Genomic DNA, 19,634 nt, shown 5'->3' on the forward strand with positions numbered 1-19,634 from the left:
AAGCTCCGCGCCCCAAATAGCTAAATGGCGGGACTTAAACCAACAGGGCTAACTAACACCGTAAGACATTAAACGGTCGTAGCGTGTGTCAAGCAGCTCCTGCTCCGACAAGCCCTGCAAGCGTGTAATTTGCGCTGCAATATGATCACGAACCCGTGCCGCGCTTAAGTCGATATCGCGATGAGCGCCGCCTTGCGGCTCCGGAATAGTCGCATCGACTATCCCTAACTCTTCTAGCACTGTTGAGGTCAAGCCCATCGCCTCAGCTGCGTCTGGTGCGAACTCGGAGCTTTTCCAAATAATATTGGCGCAGCCTTCAGGAGAAATAACAAAGTAAGTCGAGTATTGCAGCATCGCAATATGGTCACCAACACCAATACCCAACGCGCCACCAGAGCTACCCTCGCCAATCACAACACAGACAATGGGGGTTTTTAAGCGTGACATAACCGCAAGATTTTGTGCTATGGCCTCACTGATACCGCGCTCCTCACTATCAATCCCTGGATAAGCACCAGGGGTATCGATCAAGGTAACGATTGGCAGATTGTAGCGCTCTGCCATTTCCATCAAACGCAGTGCTTTACGATAGCCTTCAGGTTTGGGCATACCAAAATTACGCTTTACCTTTTCAGTAACACCACGGCCTTTCTCTTGGCCAATAACCATTACTGGCATGCCATTTAGTTTTCCGATACCCGCCACAATCGCTGCATCATCACCAAAATGACGGTCACCGTGTAATTCATCAAAGTCAGTGAAAATACGGCGAATATAATCCAATGTATAAGGCCGCATTGGATGCCGAGCTATTTTCACGACATTCCATGGCGTTAAATTAGAAAATATCTTCTCTGTCAGCTTGCTGCTTTTCTCGCGCAGCTTGGTGATTTCCTCATTTATATTGAGGTCGTTGTCACTCCCGACTAGCTGCAGCTCTTCGATTTTGGCTTCCAGCTCGGCAATAGGTTGTTCAAAATCAAGATAATTCGGATTCATTGCTCTGTATTATTCGCTCGTTAAATTCCGGAAACACCCACTTTTTACGCAAATAAATGGGCCCATTCATGATGTTGATTATACGTTAATCGTAATTGATCACCACGTTATTTGCGCCACACTCGTCACGCAATCGCAGTAATACCTCATCGTTTGGCAGGATTCGCCAATTTTCACCCAAACGGATTCTGCCTTTACCTTCGGGCCTCTGGTAGTCAATCACCACCGGACAACGCCCACCTTTAGCCACGTGTAGTGCGCCTTTCAGACGATCTAAGCCATCATTTTCGAGGATGTTAGCCGTCACTGTAATCTGTAATTCTTTTGCACTCTGGTCCCGCGCCTCAGCAATACTTCGCACCGATTTAACCCGCATTTTTTTGCCGCCGCTATACTCATCATTGCTGCAAATGCCTTCAACAACAATCACAGTATCTTTAATCAGCTTCTCGCGGCACTCGTCATAGGCATCACTAAACAAGGCAACTTCAATGCGAGCACTGCGGTCGTCCAGCAACACAAAGGCCATAGTATCGCCGCGCTTATTCTTCATAGTGCGCATACTCATTACTAGACCAGCAATGGTTTGCGGGTGTTTTTCTGGGTTCAGATCAACAATCTTTTTAGGCACAAAGCGGCGCAGTTCCGCTTCGTAATCATCGATGGGATGTCCAGTAACATATAAGCCTAAGGTTTCCTTCTCGCCAAGCAAGCGCTCCTTACTCGTCCAGCGGCGTACATTTTGAAACGGCGCGTACACATCGCGACTGACAACCGCCAAGGTCTCACCGAACAAGTCTGTCATTCCGCTTTCAGTATTCTTGGCCGATTGCTCCGCCGCCTTTACCGCCTCCGGCATTGCCGCCATTAAAATAGCGCGATCTTCACCTAAGTCATCGAAGGCGCCAGAGCGAATGAGCGCCTCTATCGCGCGCTTATTCACTTTTCGCGGGTCGGTACGTTCGCAAAATTCAAATAAGTTTACAAATGGGCCACCCGCGTTACGCGCAGCAATAATATTCTCTACAGGGCCTTCGCCCAACCCTTTTATGGCGCCCAAGCCGTAAACGATCTGACCGCGATCATTTACAGTGAACATATACTCCCCTTCGTTTACCGAAGGCAATTTATAGTCCAGCTTCATGTCCCGACATTCTTCAATGAAGATAACGATTTTGTCGGTATTATCCAATTCCGAACTCATTACCGCCGCCATAAAAGGCGCCGGATAATGGGTTTTTAGCCAAGCTGTTTGGTAGGAAACTAATGCGTAAGCCGCTGAGTGAGATTTGTTAAACCCGTAACCCGCAAATTTTTCCATCAAGTCAAAAATATTGGAGGCGAGAACTTCGGTAAAACCCTTTTCTACCGCACCGGCTTGAAATAAGACCCGCTGCTTCTCCATTTCTTCGGGCTTTTTCTTACCCATGGCGCGACGTAATAAATCAGCGCCGCCAAGAGTGTAACCGCCCATTTCCTGCGCGATCTGCATTACCTGTTCTTGGTACAAAATAATACCGTAGGTCGGCCTTAGAACAGGCTTTAAGCAATCGGCTTGATACTGAGGATGCGGATAGGCCAGCTCTGCGCGACCATGTTTACGGTTAATAAAATCATCAACCATGCCCGACTGCAGCGGGCCGGGTCGAAACAAGGCCACCAAAGCAATAATATCTTCAAAACAGTCCGGCTCAAGGCGCTTGATAAGGTCCTTCATGCCGCGGGATTCCAACTGGAACACCGCCGTTGTCTCAGCTCGTTGAAGTAAATCAAAGGTCGGCCGATCCTGCAGAGGAATAGCCATGATATCTAGGGGGTCTTCGCCTATTTTGGCGCGCTGTGCATTGACAATTTTAAGCGCCCAATCAATGATCGTTAAGGTGCGCAGCCCCAAAAAGTCGAATTTAACAAGGCCCGCGTCTTCGACATCACTCTTATCAAACTGGGTTACCAGTCCACCGCCAGTGTCATCACAATAAAGCGGCGCAAAATCTGTTAATTTTGAAGGCGCGATAACCACACCCCCCGCGTGCTTACCTACACCGCGCACCACGCCTTCTAACTGTACGGCCATGTCCCAAATTTCTTGGGCAGCTTCGTCATTCACCAAAAATTCACGCAGCACTTCTTCTTGCTCATGGGCCTTGGCTAGCGTCATCCCCACTTCAAAGGGAATCATTTTTGAAAGTTTATCGGCAAGACCGTAGGCCTTGCCCTGTACGCGGGCAACATCCCGAACCACCGCTTTAGCCGCCATGGTGCCAAAGGTAATAATTTGGCTCACCGCGTCGCGACCGTAATTGTCGGCGACGTAGTTAATAACGCGGTCACGACCATCCATACAAAAGTCGACATCGAAATCGGGCATCGACACCCGCTCTGGGTTCAAAAATCGCTCGAACAGCAAGTCGTATTGAATAGGATCAAGATCGGTAATTTTTAACGCGTAGGCAACTAGCGATCCCGCACCCGAACCCCGCCCGGGACCAACGGGAATATCATGATCTTTGGCCCACTGAATGAAGTCCATCACGATCAAGAAGTAACCGGGAAACCCCATTTGCAAAATAACGTTTAGCTCAAAATCTAAGCGGTCTCGATATTCTTTTTGGTGATCTGCAAATTCCGGCGCATTACTATCAAAAAGAAAATCTAAACGTTCATCCAAGCCTGTGTGGCAGAGCTCACGAAAAAAGTTCTCTTGGGTTAAACCCTCTGGAATTGGATATTCGGGAAGATAATAGGTGCCGAGCTGTATCGTTAAATTACAACGCTTGGCGATTTCAACACTATTCTGTAACGCTTCAGGAATATCGGCAAACAGCGCCTGCATTTCTTCTGCGCTGCGCAGATACTGTTGCTCGCTATAATTTCGCGGCCGCCGCGGATCATCGAGCACGCGACCGTCGCGAATACAAACCCGCGCTTCGTGGGCATCAAACTCATCAGAATCTAAAAACCGGACATCATTAGTTGCCACAACCGGGCAATCCGCTTGCTCCGCTAATGCAACAGCAGCATGCAAGTATTCATCTTCGTATTGGCGACCGGTACGTTGCAACTCAATATAAAATCGATCAGGAAAAACACTAAGCCAACGGGCGAGACTTGTCGCAGCGACATCGGCTTTACCACCCAAAAGCAATTGACCCACGTCACCTTCACGCCCACCAGACAGCGCAATAAGCCCCTCGCTGGCCTCTTCCACCCAGCTGCGTTTAACATAGGCTCGGCCCAAATACTGACCTTCCAAATAGGCGCGGGACATCAACTCGGTAAGATTGCGATAACCAGTTTGGTTTTGCGCCAACAAACATAGAACACTGGTTTGATCAGGATCGTCGTCATCGCGAACCAATAAATCACTACCAAAAATCGGCTTAATGCCGGCGCCCGTTGCCGCTTTTTGAAATTTAATTAAGGCGTAAAAATTATTAAGATCCGTTAGTGCTACCGCTGGCATATTCAGGCCGGCAACGCGCTTTGCTAATGCCTTTACACGCACCAAGCCATCGACAATCGAATACTCGGAGTGCACACGCAAATGAACAAATTGATCTGAAATCATTGCTCCGCCTCTAGAATCGCCCGAACGGGAGCATAACTACGCCGATGAATTGGCGTAACACCCAGCACCTTTAAAGCCTCTAGATGCACCTTGGTTGGGTAACCTTTATGACCGGCCATACCGTAGCCGGGATAGGTCGCGTCCATTTCGGCCATTTCACGATCACGAGTAACCTTGGCTAAAATCGATGCCGCAGCGATCGCCGGCACTCGGCTATCGCCTTTAACGACAGCTTGCGCACGATAAGGCCAGTTCGGCACTTTATTACCGTCCACCAACACAAACTCAGGCTGCACCCCTAAGCCAGCCACAGCACGATGCATCGCTAACAAACTTGCCTGTAAGATATTTATTTCGTCAATTTCTTCAACCGATGCTCTTGCAATACAAAAACTCAAGGCCTTTTCTTTAATTTCAATATACAGTGCTTCGCGGCGCTTTTCGCTCAGCTTTTTAGAATCGTTTAAACCAACAATGGGCTTATCCGGATCAAGAATAACCGCCGCTGTTACCACATCCCCACATAGGGGGCCACGCCCCACCTCATCAACACCGGCCGTTAAAACGGGAACATCAAACTCGGCAAATAGGTCGTCGATCTTAGACATTCGGCACTCCGGCACACTGTAATACAACGTCGGCAGCTCGTTCGCTAGCTCCACGGGCGAGCTGACGATGAATAATCTGGAATTCGGCGATTAAGGTTTCGCGGTGATTAGCGTTATTTAACTGCTCTAATAACAGTGGCCCAATAACCTCTGCACACACTTCGTCTTGTAGTAACTCTGGCACCAATGCCCGTTGCGCCAACAAATTAGGTAACGAGAAGAACGGCGTTTTCACTAGACGGGAAAATAACTTGTACGACCATTTACCAAAGCGATACGCAACGACCATCGGCCGCTGAAGTAACAGCGCTTCTAAACTGGTGGTTCCGGAAGCCATTAAAACAACATCCGATGCCGCCATCACAGTGCGCGACTTGCCGAGCACCACTCTTACCGGCAAATCCCGTGATAATGCCGCTACAGCCTGCAAAATTTGTTGCTTGCGTTCAGTATTAGCCGCAGGAATTAAAAATTCGATGTTGGGTTGTGCACGCCGCAACCACTGCGCGGTATTTAAAAAAGGCTCAATAAGTTGGGCAACTTCGCCGCCCCGACTACCGGGCAAGATTGCCAACACCGGGTGGCCGTCCTCAACATCAAGCTCTGCCCTAGCCGTCGCACGTTGGTCCACCAGTGAAATCTGATCGGCCAAGGGGTGGCCGACGCAGGTAACGGGAACACCGTGTTCTTGATAAAAATGTTCTTCAAAGGGAAATAAAGTCAGCATGTGATCAACCGCTTTTGCGATCTTTTTCACTCGTCCCTGTCGCCACGCCCACACGGAGGGGCTCACATAATGAAGGGTTTTAATTCCACGCTCACGCAAATACAGCTCAATATTTAAATTGAAATCCGGCGAGTCGATACCGATAACAATAGCGGGCTGCCAACTTAAAAAATGGGATTTTAATAGGCGTCGCAAACGCAATAACTCTGGCAGACGCTTCAGGGGTTCAACAATCCCCATAACCGATAAGCGGTCCATATCACATAGGCTTCGACAGCCCTGCTCTATCATCAAGGGGCCACCAACACCTTCGAATACGGCATCAGGATAACGTTGCTTAATGGCGCGAATTAAATCAGCGCCCAAAATATCACCGGAGGCTTCTCCGGCGATAATACCGATTCGCATTGCAGTCATAAAATTGCCATTTGTCGCGGCCGAAAGGCGCGAATTAACGCACAATACCGCGTTGAGATTGTGTCAATGAATCCACTAATAACTGTACCGCAGGAAATTCAGTCGCGATTGGCGCCAAAGCCACCAAGGCCTCTTCTACCGTATTATTCTGACGATAAATAATTTTATAGCCGCGGCGAATAGCGGCGATGCTTTCTGCACTAAAACCACGGCGTTTAAGACCTTCAACATTAATGGTTTTTGCTTCAGCCGGCATACCACTCACAGTGACATAAGCGGGAACATCTTTACTAATACCGCAGCCAAAACCAGCGAAACTATGAGCACCAATATGGCAAAACTGATGTACCAAAGTGAAACCGCTCAAAATAGCCCAGTCACCGACAATAACATGTCCAGCCAACGACGCGTTATTCACCAGTATACAATTGCTACCAATGACCGAGTCATGACCGACATGAACATAGGCCATCAATAAATTCTTATCACCAATAACTGTTTTACCACGATCTTGAACGGTGCCGCGATGTATTGTTACACCTTCGCGAATAACATTGTCATCGCCAATAATGAGCTCTGTCGGTTCACCCTTGTATTTTAGATCAGGGGTATCATCACCAACTGTCGAAAACTGATAAATACGATTATTTTTACCAATTTTTGTTGGCCCCATTATCACTACATGGGAGCGAATATCAGAACCGTCTCCGATTTCGACATTCGCGCCAACCATAGTCCAAGGACCAACTTTTACATCAGCGCCAATTACCGCGCTGGGATCTATAATCGCACGCGGATCTATCATTGCCGAAGGATGAATATTATCTGTCACTATCAACGCTGCCGATCAATACACAAAATTGTTGCCGAGCATGCCAACTTATCTTCAACAAAGGCTTGGCAATCAAATTTCCACAAACCTTTTTTGTCTGACACGTACTGCGCCTTTAAGATCAACTGATCACCGGGCACAACTTGACGCTTAAAGCGGGCTCTATCGACACCTGCAAACATATAAATCGAACCTTCAGAGGGCTTTTTATCTAGGGTTTTGAAACCCAAAATACCCGCCGCTTGCGCCATCGCCTCAATAATTAACACGCCTGGCATTATCGGTAAGCCAGGGAAATGACCATTAAAATGATTTTCATTTCCTGTGACATTTTTCACCGCGACAATCGATTCACCGAGCGTCAATTCTAATACGCGATCAACTAATAAAAATGGATAGCGTTGCGGCAGGTATTCCTTTATTTCATTTATGTCCATCAGCATGTCTCAGCCTTCACCCTCATTTTTAATCTTTAATTGCTTTTCTAAGAATGCCACACGTCGGTAAAGCTCATCGAGCTTGCTAAATCGCGCAGCGTTTTTTCGCCATTCAGTAGATTCAGCGACTCCAAACGTGCCAGAGTATGATCCCGGCTGCAAAATTGACTTACTTACCAAGCATCGCGCTGTAATATGCACATTGTCGGTGATTGTAATATGCCCTACCACCCCGACGTTACCCGCCAGAGTACAATTTTTACCAATAACCGTACTTCCAGCAACTTGGCAACAACCCGCCATTGCGGTGCCATCACCTATAATGACATTGTGGGCGATCATCGTTTGATCATCGAGAATCACATCATTCCCAATGACGGTATTATTTAATGCCCCGCGATCAATACAGGAATTGGCACCGATCTCGACCTTGTTTCCAATTTGCACACCACCTAGCTGGTGAATTTTCTCCCAACCGCTAGGCCCCTGCGCGAACCCAAAGCCATCCCCACCAACTACCACACCAGAATGTACGATACACTCGTTCCCAATGCTCACACCGTGGTAAATCGTTACGTTCGCGTGGATATAACAATCTTTACCAATACGACTGTCACGGCCAATTACGACACCAGGTGCGACAACCGTTCCCTCAGCTATTTCTACACCTTCCTCAATAACACAATTCGCACCGATCGATACAGAGCTATGAATATTTTCAGCCACCACAACGGCACTTGGGTGCACACCCACACGAGGTTTAACAAAGGGGTCAAACAAAGCACTAGCTCGGGCGTACATTAAATACGGCTGATCTGTTAATAAACAGTTCCCACCATAATCCGCCGCCATGTCATGGTGAAGAATTACTGCCCCAGCTAAAGTACTTTGGAGAGTAGATTTGAGCTTTACCGTAGACAAAAAACTTAAATGCTCCGGCCCTGCTGAGCTGAGAGGAGCCATCCCAGCTAAAAACGTATCGGGCCGCCCTTTGAACTCCAGTCCTAGAGCGGCCGCAACTTCAGCAAGGCTGAAAGTTTTCTGCCCAGACATTACTTCGCTTGATTCAACTTATCTGCCACTTTTGCAGTAATATCAAAATTGGCATCGGCGTGAAGAACCTGTTTACGTGGCAACAGTAAACCAATGTTTTCTGCCTTAATTAGGTCAGGTAAAATCTTTTGTAATTTTGGACCAAGCTCTTGAAGGATTGATTGTGCTTCTTGCTGATTAGCCGCTTCAATTTTACGTGCCAAATGCTCACCGTCTTCACGAGCAGAATCAATTTTATTTTTCGTTGCCTGGCGCTGCTCCGCACTCAAAATGTCAAAATCGCGCTGAAACTGCTCAACTTGCTTGTCGTAATTTTTCTTTAATGTTTCAAGCTCAGCAACATTCTTTTTGTACTCAGATTGATTACGCATAGTAGTCAAACGCTTTTTTGCTACATCCGTATTCAACACCGCGGCTTCTACATCGAACACTGCTATACGACCTTCGGCCATAGCGCCGCAAGCCCAAAACACCATTACTGTTGCCGCGACTAACTTGGAAAACTTCATATACAACTCCTGCTGATTATTGTGCCACTAAATTAAATATTAAATTAGAAACTACGTCCTAATGAGAATTGGAAAATCTCGGTTTCATCCACCTTTTCATCATTCAACGCTCGACCGAGGCTAAACGTTAACGGCCCAAAACCAGTAATCCATGTCGCACCAACGCCAACGGATAGGCGTAAATTAGAAAACTCTGGAGTAGAGCAGTTAATCTGCGTAGCGCCACACTCCGTGCTGAACACATTACCTGCATCAAAAAAGAAACCACTACGCACTGAGCGCTGATCTTTAACAAAGGGTAATGGGAATAATAATTCTATACTTCCTTCGACTAATACGTTGCCGCCAAATGGATCAGGATCACGACTAAAGGAATTGGCGCTATCAACCACCAGCTGACCAGTCACTGGATCTAAAACGTAAGCTCCTTGTGCTGATAATGCCAAGGCATTACCCGATGCATCTATTGCAGTCGCAGCCTGACTAATCCGATAAATATCTGCATTAGAACTGCGCGGACCTAAGGTATTACTCTTATACCCCCGCACCGACCCAAAACCACCAGCATAAAAGTTTTCGTAGAAGGGTAAGTTTTCAAGCTCACCATAACCGTCGCCATACCCAAGCTCTGTTCTAACTCTTAGCGTAAAGCTATTGCTGATGGGAATATAAACCTGCCCTTCATAACCTAATTTATAGTACTCAAGGTCTGAGCCAGGAACAGCAACCTCTAACGATAGCGACTGAGAAGCACCACGCGTAGCCAATAAACCTCTGTTTAACGTAGATTGGCGCCACGAAATACCCGCTGTAAAGTTATTAAACTCTTCGCCGTATTTATCTAAAAAGCCTTCTTCGCCACTATCCACCAAAGCCGTTGTGGGTAAATTGCTGATATCTTCTAGCACTTCTGCCGCAGTATAAGCACCCGTTGCTGGGTCAATGCGACTAATAAAATAGTTATCAATGGCATCTAATATCCGCGGGCTACTTTTGATTTCTTTTACCGCACTAACGCCAGCGTCGATGGTCGTTCTGTTAAAACCAAGATCGAAACCCAATCGCTCTGTTTCTGATATTGGGTACCCAAAGTTGACACTTGTACCATAGGTATCAGAAGTATAACTAGCGACGTTAATTTCTTCGTAGTCAGTGGTGCGATAAAAAACAGAAAAGCCTCTGCTTACACCATCTTCAGTAAAATAAGGATCTAGGTAACTGAAATTAGCACTGGTTGCAAAATCGCTGCGCGACACACCAAAGCCAACCTGCTTACCCGTACCAAAAAAGTTGTTCTGCTGAATATTAGCGCTTAATAATAAACCGCTATCCTGCGAGAAACCTACGCTGGCGCCTAAACTACCTGAGCTTTGTTCTTCAACTGAGTAGCGTAAGTCAATAAGGTCGTCAGTGCCGGGCACCTCTAAGGTATCGACCTTAGCCTCTTTAAAAAAGCCTAGGCGCTCTAAACGAATTCGAGATAATTCAATTTTATCCGCAGACGCTGGCGCACTTTCAATCTGGCGCATTTCACGACGTAGCACTTCGTCCGACGTCCGTGCATTGCCTTCAAAGTCTATACGACGCACGTAAGTACGCTTGCCCGGATCAATAAAGAATTTTAGGTCTACTGTTTTATCTTCTTCATTACGCTCTGGAATTCCACGGACTTTCGCGAAGTTGTAACCTTCGTTGCCTAATCGCTTAGTAAGAAACTCTTCCGTGCTGGTTACCAATGCCTGAGAAAACACCTGCCCTTTCTGTACCAATACAAAGCGCTTTAAGTCATCTTCTGGCAATACTAAATCGCCTGACAACTCAGCATTACTCACGGTGTATTTATCACCTTCAATGACGTTCACCGTAATGTAAACCGATTGGCGATTTGGACTAATCGCAACCTGAACAGAGTCGGCGTTAAACAGAAGATAACCGCGATCAAGGTAGTAGGAATTTAGTTTTTCGAGATCGCCCTTTAGCTTTTCTCGCGAATATTTATTACTGCTGCTAAAGAAAGAAAAGAATCCGCCGGTTTTTAGCTCGAACAAATCCAGCAGTGTGTCGTCGTCGTAGACGGTATTACCTACAATATTGATGTGCTCAATCGTCGCGTTACTGCCTTCGTCAATATTGATGCTAATTGACACGCGGTTGCGAGGCTCTGCCACAACATCTGTTTCAATACTCGCGTCATAACGGCCCTGCGACACGTATTGTCGAGTCAGCTCCATCTTCATGCCATCAAGGGTCGAGCGCTTAAACACCTGCCCTTCGGCCAAGCCGGCATTTTTCAAACCATCAAGCAGTGCTTCTGTCGCCAAGGCCTTATTGCCTTCCAGATTGATAGCACTAATTGCGGGTCGCTCAACCACACGTACGACAAGAACGTCGCCATCCATACCAATTTGAATGTCGTCAAAGTTGCCTGTGCCAAACAAAGCCTTAGATGCATTGGCCACAGAGCGACTACTCACGGGGTCACCAATACTTATCGGCAGTGCAGAAAACACCGTTTCAGACGATATACGCTGCAAACCTTCTACGCGAACATCTGAGATCGGCAGTGAATTTTGGCCGAGAGCGTGCATGCTCAACGACAACAGAAAAAAACTAAGAGCTAAAAAGCGTTTCATCAACAGCTAAAAACCAAGGCTCTGGGCCGACGCCAAATTAAACCGACGTTGCCACTGTGTAAGATTAAAAGCATTGCATTATCTTAAAGACTAAAGGCGCAACACATCGTTATATAAAGCAAAAATCATCACAAATACTACTAACACCAAGCCCAGCTGATTAGCCCAGACTTGCACCTGTTCTGCCACAGGCTTACCGGTCACCCACTCTACCAGAGCGTAGACAATATGCCCGCCGTCTAATACTGGAATCGGTAATAAGTTCAAAACCGCTAAGCTGATACTCAACAATGCCAAAAACGTCAGCCAAGCAAAAAATCCGTACTGCACCGAAGAGCTCGCCACTTTAGCAATGGTTATCGGCCCACTCAAGTTTTTCGGTGATAACAAGCCCATCAACATCTTTTTAATTGAGGATAAGGTGAAGGCGCTCATTTTCCACGTTTTGTCAACTGCGGCGACGGCTGCACCAACCACACCATATTGCATGGTTCGCTGCATTGCCTCAGGCCATGCCGGCATAGCAACACCCACTCCAACATAGCCATAAGCATGCGATTCATCGTCTAACTTACGCTCAGGAGTAATGTTTAAAATAAGCTGCCGATTATCGCGTTCGACCGTCACTGACACCGATTCTTCCGGCCGCTGGCGAACATATTCCACCCACCCCTGCCACGTGATCATAGACTGACCATCGGCCGCTACGACTAAGTCTCCGGCCCGCATACCACCGTGTTCCGCAGGACTGTCGACTACCACTGTTTCTATTTTTGGCACCACTTCAGGCACAAACAAGGTAACACCTAGCTCACGAACCGGATTCGGCTCCTCAATATCATGCATCCAATCGCTCAAGGTCACGATATTTTCTGTAACAATGTCAGAATCCGCGGAACGCATCGCGAAATGGACTTCACCATTTTCGCCTATACGCTCTAAAAGCTGCATCTGTAAGGCTTCCCACGTTGGTGTAGGCTCACCATCGACCGAGAGAAACTCTTGCCCGGCGCTGATACCAGCCTGCTCGGCCAAAGACCCAACCTCAACCTTCGAAACAACAGGAGCAACACCGCTGACGCCATTCAGAAAAACCAACCAATAAACAAACACCGCCAAAACGATATTTGCCAACGGCCCAGCCGCCGCAATGGCAATGCGCGAACGAGGTGATGCGCGGTTAAATGTCTGCTCAACTAACTCATCAGGAACAGGGCCTTCACGCTCGTCTAGCATTTTAACGTAGCCACCCAAGGGGATTCCGGCTACGACGTACTCAGTTCCACTGCGATCAGACCACGACAGCAAGGGCTTGCCGAAGCCAATCGAAAAACGCAAAACCTTGACGCCACAACGCCTCGCAACCCAAAAATGGCCGAATTCATGCACCGCCACCAAAATAGCGAGGGTTAGCAGTGTCACCACAATTGTTTGCAACATATCTAGCACGTTTGTTTGCCCTATCGCGCCAAGCAGTCTAGTAAATAGCGACCACTCAAAAGCCTTTTAAAATTCATTAAGTCGATGTTTTATGGGAAATTATTTCCATCGCGCAACGTCGAGATTTATTATCCGCATGTTGGACATCCGCTAACGATTGCGGTTCAACTATCGCCACCTTGAGCATTACTTCTTCGATCACCACCGCTATATGGATAAAGCTCAAGCGACCGTCTAAAAATGCCTCTACCGCCAACTCATTTGCGGCGTTCAATACCGCTGGCGCTGTCCCACCTCTGATCGCCGCCTCGCGCGCAAGCCGTAAACAGGGGAAACGCTGCTCGTCTGGCGCCTCAAAATCCAAGCGCGCCTGAGTAATAATATCCAAACCACCAACACCTGAGGCTATACGCTCCGGCCAAGCCAAAGCATGGGCGATAGGCGTACGCATGTCGGGATTACCAAGCTGCGCCAATACTGAGCCGTCAATATACTCAACCATAGAGTGAATAACACTCTGCGGATGAACAATAATATCAATTTTTGATGCGTCGGTATGAAAAAGCCAGCAAGCTTCAATTAGCTCCAAACCCTTGTTCATCATGGTCGCTGAATCGACCGAAATTTTACGCCCCATAGACCAATTGGGGTGCGCGCAAGCCTGATCAGGACTCACACTGCGTAAATCTTCCAGTGGCGTTGTTCGAAAAGGCCCACCCGAGCCGGTTAACAAAATACGCTGAACACCATTAGAAAATGGATTTTCCGCTCGCCCATCAGTCTGACTTCGGCTTGGCAGGCATTGAAATATCGCATTATGCTCGCTGTCTATCGGCAATAACGTCGCGCCATGACGCTCGACAGCATCCATAAATAGTGGCCCCGCCATAACCAAGGCTTCTTTATTGGCTAACAGGACTTTTTTACCTGCCTCAACCGCCGCCATTGTCGGCACCAAACCAGCAGCACCAACAATCGCCGCCATAGTGACATCTGCCTCGCGCGCAACCGCACACAAGCCTGCTTCGCCACTCAAGACCTCAGTGCTAAGGCCGGCGCCAGCGAGCCGAGCAGCGAACGCTTGCGTAAGTGTGGCGTCTGCTAATACCGCGTACCGTGGTGAAAACATTTCAACTTGCGCAAATAAAACATCCACACTGTGATTTGCAGTCAAGGCATAAACACTATATCGGTCAGGGTGACGAGCCAATACATCCAAGGTACTAGCGCCAACCGAGCCAGTAGAGCCCAACACAGTTACCGACTGCATTACACCCATCCTGTTGCCATCAAACCTAACGCAAATACCGGCGCCGCAGCAGTAATGCTATCTATACGATCCATAATACCGCCATGCCCAGGTAGAAGTTGCCCACTGTCTTTAATACCGCGATGACGCTTAACCATGCTTTCCAATAAATCTCCCAGCACCGAGGCCAACACCGTAACCGTGACAAGACAAAGTAATGGCACTAAACCGGTCGGAATCGCGTCAGGCGACATCTTTGCTAATAAAACCCACAACAACGCCGACAGCAAAACCGTCGTCGTCAAACCACCCCAAAATCCGGCCCACGACTTTCCAGGACTTACCGCTGGAGCAAGCTTGGCCTTACCAAAAGCACGGCCAACAAAATATGCACCGATGTCTGCCGAAGCAACAAGGGCAATAACCGACAAAATAAACCAAACACCACCGTCCAAGCTGCGCAAATAACATAGCGCCAACCACGCTGGCACCAACACCAACAAACCGATTAATCCCCGCATCCACAGCGACCCCCAAAGCCCAGCACTCAGGGGATAGGACTTAACCCACAGCAAGGCAATAGCCCACCAGAGACTCGCCGCTATCACAATTTCTTTCACTTCAGACTGATCAACATCGACAAACAGATTTGTTTTCCAGGCCGCTGCCACCATTAATGCTGCGCACACCAGCACATAGGTAAAGCGTGAGACTTTGCTAGAAAAGCCACTAAGGTCTGACCACTCCCAGGCGCCTAGTAAGACAATAAAACCAAATACCACCGACAAAACAGGCATAGATAGGTAGGCAAGCGCAGCCAATAGGGCCAAAACAATCACCACCGCAGTGATGATTCGCTGCTTCAACATAAACTGACTCCCCTAATCTGGCGCTTCGCCATTATTATCATTTTCTCTGCCGCCAAACCGGCGATCTCGATGCGCATAGGCGTCGAGCGCCTTATCTAACTCTTGGCCATTAAAATCCGGCCAGAAACAATCTGTAAAATACAATTCACTATAGGCGAGTTGCCACAACAAGAAATTACTAATCCGCTGCTCCCCTGCTGTACGTATACAAAGATCAGGCTTAGGGACATCAGCAAGGGCAAGGTGACTATCAAACAACTCCACCGTGAACTCGTCGCTGCTTAGCTCCCCCGCCTTAACTTTTTCTGCGAGCACCCTCGCTGCACTAACAATATCCCACTGCCCGCCATAATCAACCGCAATAACTAACTGGGTATCGCGGTTAAATCGTGTCAATTGCTCGCTATAGTCCATTTGCTTACGCAGGGCAGACGAAAACTGGCTACGCTCACCAATAAAGCGCATACGCACACCATCAGCGTGCAATTGCTTGGTTTCACTATCAAGATAGCTCGAAAATAACCGCATGAGGGCTTGAACTTCGAGTGTCGGGCGCTGCCAATTTTCGCTGGAAAACGCGAATAGGGTGACAATTTCAACGCCACGCTCTCGAGTTTGCTTTAACAGAGGACGTATAACTTCAACGCCAGCACGGTGGCCAGCGGAGGATTTTAAACCTTGCTGCCTAGCCCAGCGATTGTTGCCATCCATAATGATGGCAACATGCCGAGGAACACTATTAGGCGCGGACTCCCGCGTTGTTACTGCCATTGAAGCTCGTCAGCTCGCCGTCAAATTTCCATCAGGTCGGCTTCTTTCGTCACCAGCGATTTATCAACTTCAGCAATATACTGATCGGTGATCTTTTGCACCTCGTCCTGCGCGCGCCGCTCTTCGTCTTCGCTGATCTCTTTCTCTTTCAACAAATCTTTCAAATCAGACAGTACATCACGACGTGCATTACGAATTGATACCCGCGCACTTTCCGCTTCTTGCCGAGCTTGTTTGATATAGCCCTTGCGTGTTTCTTCCGTCAGCATAGGCATCGGAATGCGAATTACGCTGCCTGCAGAGCTAGGATTAAGACCCAAATCAGACTTCATGATGGCTTTTTCCACATCGGGAACAATATTCTTTTCCCAAGGCGTTACCGTCAGCGTTCTTGCATCTTCAACACCAATATTCGCCAATTGCGACAACGGCGTGTCAGTACCGTAATAAGACACCCGCAAGCCATCTAGCAAGCTAGGGTGAGCACGACCGGTACGAATTTTATTGAAATTAGTGCCTAAAGCCTCAATGGTCTTAGCCATACGCTGCTTAGCGTCTTCCTTTAAATCATTTATCACGGTGCTTCTCCTCACGTGCGGCAGCGGCGCCAATTAAAGTGCCCTCTTCGCCACCCACTACAATATTTAACAAAGCGCCCTGCTGCTCCATTGCAAACACCCGCAGCGGCATATTGTGATCGCGGCACAAACAGATCGCCGTCAAATCCATAACTTCGAGCTTTTTATCTAGTACTTCATCATAGCTGAGATAATCGTACTTAACGGCACCGGGATCGCGCATCGGATCTGCACTGTAAACACCATCTACCTTCGTTGCTTTTAATACCAAGTCCGCGTCAACCTCAATACCGCGTAAACACGCCGCAGAGTCGGTTGTAAAAAACGGATTGCCTGTGCCCGCAGCAAAAATAACGACCTCACCACGTGACAACAAACGAATCGCCTTCCGGCGATCATAGTGATCAACAACGCCACTCATGGGAATTGCAGACATCACTGAAGATTTTATATTACTACGCTCTAGCGCATCACGAAGCGCCAAGGCATTCATCACAGTCGCCAACATGCCCATATGATCGCCAGTAACGCGATCTAAGCCTGCTGTTTGCAATGCTGCGCCACGGAATAAATTACCGCCGCCAACAACCAAACCAACCTGCACGCCAATGCCAACCAACTGACCGACCTCAAGCGCCATGCGGTCCAGCACCTTAGGATCTATACCAAATCCTAGGCTTCCCATCAAAGCCTCACCACTTAACTTAAGCAGTATACGCTTGTATTTCTTATCCCGACTTTGGCTAGACATTCTCTTACCTCACCACATTACACGATATTTTAAAGACACCTGCATATCGCCTAAAGTAAAGCGGGGCCCTCAGGCCCCGCTAACTTAGTGGCTTAGCCTTTCAGCTGAGCAGCCACCTCGGCGGCAAAGTCTACTTCTTCTTTCTCGATACCTTCACCCACTTCAAAGCGGATAAACTCTTGAATATCGGCATTGCCGTTTTTCAGCAATTTACCCACAGTCAGCTCAGGGTCTTTAACAAACGCCTGATCAACCAGCGAGTTCTCTGACAGGAACTTGCGAATCCGACCATCAATCATTTTCTCGATGATTTCAGCTGGTTTGCCGCTTTCTGCCGCTTGGGCAGTGAAGATTTCACGCTCTTTTACGATCTCTTCTTCAGGCATATCTGCAGATTTAGCAACACGTGGATTAGTTGCCGCAACGTGCATCGCAACATCACGAGCCAACTCAGCGTCACCGCCTTTTAGCGCAACCAATACCGCAATGCGGTTATTAGAATGCACATAGCTATCAATCACGCCGCCTTCAGCCGTGACTACCAGCGCACGACGTACACCGATGTTCTCGCCAATTTTCTGAACCAGCGCCTCACGCGCAGCTTCCAACTCGCCAGCCATTAACACAGCAATATCAGTTTCTTTGCTGGCAAAAACTTTGTCAGTTACCAATGCCGCAAAGGCAAGGAAACCAGGCTCGCGCGCAGCGAAGTCAGTCTCGCTATTCACCTCAACAACCACACCGTAGCTACCGTCTTCGGCAACTTTAGTGCTAACAACGCCATCAGCAGCAGTACGGCCTGCTTTTTTAGCCGCCTTCATGCCGCTAGACTTACGCATTTCTTCAATTGCCAAATCGATGTCGCCGTTTGCATCGTTCAGTGCTTTTTTGCACTCCATCATGCCAAGGCCAGTACGATCACGTAGTTCTTTAACCATTGATGCTGTTACAGCCATCCTAAAATCCTCTTAATTACATCAAGGCGCTTCTGCACAAGTGTCTATTTCCCCTTTTACCACAGCTTCGTGCGCGAACCCTAGCTACTAAACGTTAACTGCAATTCTTGCGCGACACCATGTGATCAGAGTAGAAATACCCTACTTATCCATAGCCTCCTTAAGTGTGTTAATTCAAGTTTGAGATCAGACACGAAAATAATGCATCTGCTCAGTCAATATCCAAAAAAAGGGGGCCGTGCCCCCTTTCGCAGACTGCTTGGCGGCCAAATTACTCGGCGGCGCTTTCGCCTTCTGGTGCAGCTACTTCAACAAACTCATCTTTAGCAACAACATCGTTTGCCGCAGCGTTAATAGCAACATCGGCAACGGCAGTTACATACAATTTAATTGCACGAATCGCATCATCGTTACCTGGAATAACAAAATCTACGCCATCTGGGTTGCTGTTGGTATCAACAATACCGAATACTGGAATACCCAGTTTATTGGCTTCTTGAATAGCAATACGCTCATGATCTACGTCGATAACAAACAACGCATCAGGCAGGCCAGACATGTCTTTAATACCGCCAATAGAGCGCTCTAGCTTCTCCATATCGCGACGACGCATCAGCGCTTCTTTTTTAGTTAACTTATCAAATGTACCGTCTAGGCTTTGCGCTTCAAGTTCACGCAGACGACGCACTGATTGACGAATAGTTTTGTAGTTAGTGAGCATGCCGCCCAACCAACGATGGCTTACAAAAGGCATACCGGCACGGGCAGCTTGCTCGCCAATAATCTTGCTTGCAGCACGCTTAGTGCCAACAAACAAGATTTTGTTCTTGTTTGCTGCCATTTTAGCAATGGCGTCAAGCGCATTGTTCATTGCTGGAACAGTGTGCTCGAGGTTAATAATGTGGATCTTGTTACGCGCACCAAAAATGAAAGGAGCCATTTTTGGATTCCAGTAACGAGTCTGGTGACCAAAGTGAACGCCGGCTTGCAGCATTTCACGCATACTGATATGAGACATGATATTTCCTTAATAAACATCGGGTTACAAACTTGCAGAGACCCCATAACCCAACCCCAACTCTCGTTGAAGCACCCGGGATTACGTGCCGATTCCTGCGCGTCATTAATCCAATAATAGCTCGAGCCATTATTGGGGCGCGTATTTATACCACAGTGCCCTAATCACATAAAGTAGAAACGACTTTTGACGCTAAAATTCTGCGATGCCTTCGCTACC

General features: G+C 47.9%; 17 protein-coding genes. All 17 read right to left on the reverse strand.

The features are described from left to right. Nucleotides 1–48 precede the first annotated feature (48 nt). The gene (locus GVJ32_RS02810; RefSeq protein WP_159238506.1) at nt 49–999 is read right to left on the reverse strand and encodes an acetyl-CoA carboxylase carboxyltransferase subunit alpha; all 951 of its coding nucleotides are present in this window, start codon (nt 997–999) and stop codon (nt 49–51) included. An 85-nt stretch (nt 1,000–1,084) separates the two neighbouring features. Further along, nucleotides 1,085–4,567, reverse strand: a complete 3,483-nt coding sequence (gene dnaE, locus GVJ32_RS02815; protein ID WP_200841308.1) for a DNA polymerase III subunit alpha — start codon at nt 4,565–4,567, stop codon at nt 1,085–1,087. Then, the gene (gene rnhB / locus GVJ32_RS02820) at nt 4,564–5,175 is read right to left on the reverse strand and encodes a ribonuclease HII (RefSeq protein ID WP_159238507.1); all 612 of its coding nucleotides are present in this window, start codon (nt 5,173–5,175) and stop codon (nt 4,564–4,566) included. Before rnhB ends, dnaE begins: the two co-directional genes overlap by 4 nt. Beyond that, nucleotides 5,168–6,319, reverse strand: coding sequence for a lipid-A-disaccharide synthase (lpxB, locus tag GVJ32_RS02825; RefSeq protein ID WP_159238508.1), 1,152 nt, complete (start codon nt 6,317–6,319; stop codon nt 5,168–5,170). Before lpxB ends, rnhB begins: the two co-directional genes overlap by 8 nt. Before the next feature lie 34 nt (nt 6,320–6,353). Further along, a complete protein-coding gene (lpxA, locus tag GVJ32_RS02830) occupies nt 6,354–7,124 on the reverse strand; it encodes an acyl-ACP--UDP-N-acetylglucosamine O-acyltransferase (RefSeq protein ID WP_159238630.1) in 771 nt (256 codons plus the stop codon). 29 nt (nt 7,125–7,153) lie between these two features. Next, complete coding sequence (gene fabZ, locus GVJ32_RS02835; protein WP_159238631.1) at nt 7,154–7,591, reverse strand: 3-hydroxyacyl-ACP dehydratase FabZ; 438 nt, start codon at nt 7,589–7,591, stop codon at nt 7,154–7,156. 6 nt (nt 7,592–7,597) lie between these two features. Continuing rightward, a complete protein-coding gene (lpxD, locus tag GVJ32_RS02840) occupies nt 7,598–8,641 on the reverse strand; it encodes a UDP-3-O-(3-hydroxymyristoyl)glucosamine N-acyltransferase (RefSeq protein ID WP_159238509.1) in 1,044 nt (347 codons plus the stop codon). Further along, nucleotides 8,641–9,150, reverse strand: a complete 510-nt coding sequence (locus GVJ32_RS02845; RefSeq protein WP_159238510.1) for an OmpH family outer membrane protein — start codon at nt 9,148–9,150, stop codon at nt 8,641–8,643. The genes lpxD and GVJ32_RS02845 overlap by 1 nt, the downstream gene beginning before the upstream one ends. Before the next feature lie 44 nt (nt 9,151–9,194). Beyond that, nucleotides 9,195–11,783, reverse strand: coding sequence for an outer membrane protein assembly factor BamA (gene bamA / locus GVJ32_RS02850; RefSeq protein WP_159238511.1), 2,589 nt, complete (start codon nt 11,781–11,783; stop codon nt 9,195–9,197). Between the two features lie 90 nt (nt 11,784–11,873). Continuing rightward, nucleotides 11,874–13,223 carry an RIP metalloprotease RseP gene (rseP, locus tag GVJ32_RS02855; protein ID WP_200841309.1) on the reverse strand — a complete coding sequence of 450 codons (1,350 nt, stop codon included), beginning with the start codon at nt 13,221–13,223 and terminating at the stop codon, nt 11,874–11,876. Between the two features lie 76 nt (nt 13,224–13,299). Further along, nucleotides 13,300–14,493: a 1-deoxy-D-xylulose-5-phosphate reductoisomerase gene (ispC, locus tag GVJ32_RS02860; RefSeq protein ID WP_435808058.1), complete on the reverse strand. Its 1,194-nt coding sequence runs from the start codon at nt 14,491–14,493 to the stop codon at nt 13,300–13,302. Further along, entirely contained in the window at nt 14,493–15,341 is an 849-nt protein-coding gene (locus tag GVJ32_RS02865) for a phosphatidate cytidylyltransferase (RefSeq protein ID WP_159238514.1), read from the reverse strand. Before GVJ32_RS02865 ends, ispC begins: the two co-directional genes overlap by 1 nt. A gap of 12 nt (nt 15,342–15,353) precedes the next feature. Further along, nucleotides 15,354–16,112: a polyprenyl diphosphate synthase gene (gene uppS, locus GVJ32_RS02870; protein WP_159238515.1), complete on the reverse strand. Its 759-nt coding sequence runs from the start codon at nt 16,110–16,112 to the stop codon at nt 15,354–15,356. A 20-nt stretch (nt 16,113–16,132) separates the two neighbouring features. Further along, nucleotides 16,133–16,690 (reverse strand): ribosome recycling factor, encoded by a 558-nt coding sequence (gene frr / locus GVJ32_RS02875; protein WP_159238516.1) that lies wholly within the window; start codon nt 16,688–16,690, stop codon nt 16,133–16,135. Beyond that, nucleotides 16,680–17,441, reverse strand: coding sequence for a UMP kinase (gene pyrH / locus GVJ32_RS02880; RefSeq protein ID WP_159238517.1), 762 nt, complete (start codon nt 17,439–17,441; stop codon nt 16,680–16,682). The genes frr and pyrH overlap by 11 nt, the downstream gene beginning before the upstream one ends. Before the next feature lie 92 nt (nt 17,442–17,533). Continuing rightward, nucleotides 17,534–18,397 (reverse strand): translation elongation factor Ts, encoded by an 864-nt coding sequence (gene tsf, locus GVJ32_RS02885; protein ID WP_159238518.1) that lies wholly within the window; start codon nt 18,395–18,397, stop codon nt 17,534–17,536. Nucleotides 18,398–18,668: 271 nt separating this feature from the next. Then, the gene (gene rpsB / locus GVJ32_RS02890; protein WP_159238519.1) at nt 18,669–19,415 is read right to left on the reverse strand and encodes a 30S ribosomal protein S2; all 747 of its coding nucleotides are present in this window, start codon (nt 19,413–19,415) and stop codon (nt 18,669–18,671) included. Nucleotides 19,416–19,634: the final 219 nt, after the last annotated feature.

The sequence above is a fragment of the Zhongshania aliphaticivorans genome (assembly GCF_902705855.1).
Classification (GTDB): domain Bacteria; phylum Pseudomonadota; class Gammaproteobacteria; order Pseudomonadales; family Spongiibacteraceae; genus Spongiibacter; species Spongiibacter aliphaticivorans_B.

Bases quoted from the DNA above. Each gene is read 5' to 3' on its own strand.
- GVJ32_RS02810 (WP_159238506.1), bottom strand. From the start codon at position 999: ATGAATCCGAATTATCTTGATTTTGAACAACCTATTGCCGAGCTGGAA.
- dnaE (WP_200841308.1), bottom strand. From the start codon at position 4,567: ATGATTTCAGATCAATTTGTTCATTTGCGTGTGCACTCCGAGTATTCG.
- rnhB (WP_159238507.1), bottom strand. From the start codon at position 5,175: ATGTCTAAGATCGACGACCTATTTGCCGAGTTTGATGTTCCCGTTTTA.
- lpxB (WP_159238508.1), bottom strand. From the start codon at position 6,319: ATGACTGCAATGCGAATCGGTATTATCGCCGGAGAAGCCTCCGGTGAT.
- lpxA (WP_159238630.1), bottom strand. From the start codon at position 7,124: ATGATAGATCCGCGTGCGATTATAGATCCCAGCGCGGTAATTGGCGCT.
- lpxD (WP_159238509.1), bottom strand. From the start codon at position 8,641: ATGTCTGGGCAGAAAACTTTCAGCCTTGCTGAAGTTGCGGCCGCTCTA.
- GVJ32_RS02845 (WP_159238510.1), bottom strand. From the start codon at position 9,150: ATGAAGTTTTCCAAGTTAGTCGCGGCAACAGTAATGGTGTTTTGGGCT.
- bamA (WP_159238511.1), bottom strand. From the start codon at position 11,783: ATGAAACGCTTTTTAGCTCTTAGTTTTTTTCTGTTGTCGTTGAGCATG.
- rseP (WP_200841309.1), bottom strand. From the start codon at position 13,223: ATGTTGCAAACAATTGTGGTGACACTGCTAACCCTCGCTATTTTGGTG.
- ispC (WP_435808058.1), bottom strand. From the start codon at position 14,493: ATGCAGTCGGTAACTGTGTTGGGCTCTACTGGCTCGGTTGGCGCTAGT.
- GVJ32_RS02865 (WP_159238514.1), bottom strand. From the start codon at position 15,341: ATGTTGAAGCAGCGAATCATCACTGCGGTGGTGATTGTTTTGGCCCTA.
- uppS (WP_159238515.1), bottom strand. From the start codon at position 16,112: ATGGCAGTAACAACGCGGGAGTCCGCGCCTAATAGTGTTCCTCGGCAT.
- pyrH (WP_159238517.1), bottom strand. From the start codon at position 17,441: ATGTCTAGCCAAAGTCGGGATAAGAAATACAAGCGTATACTGCTTAAG.
- tsf (WP_159238518.1), bottom strand. From the start codon at position 18,397: ATGGCTGTAACAGCATCAATGGTTAAAGAACTACGTGATCGTACTGGC.
- rpsB (WP_159238519.1), bottom strand. From the start codon at position 19,415: ATGTCTCATATCAGTATGCGTGAAATGCTGCAAGCCGGCGTTCACTTT.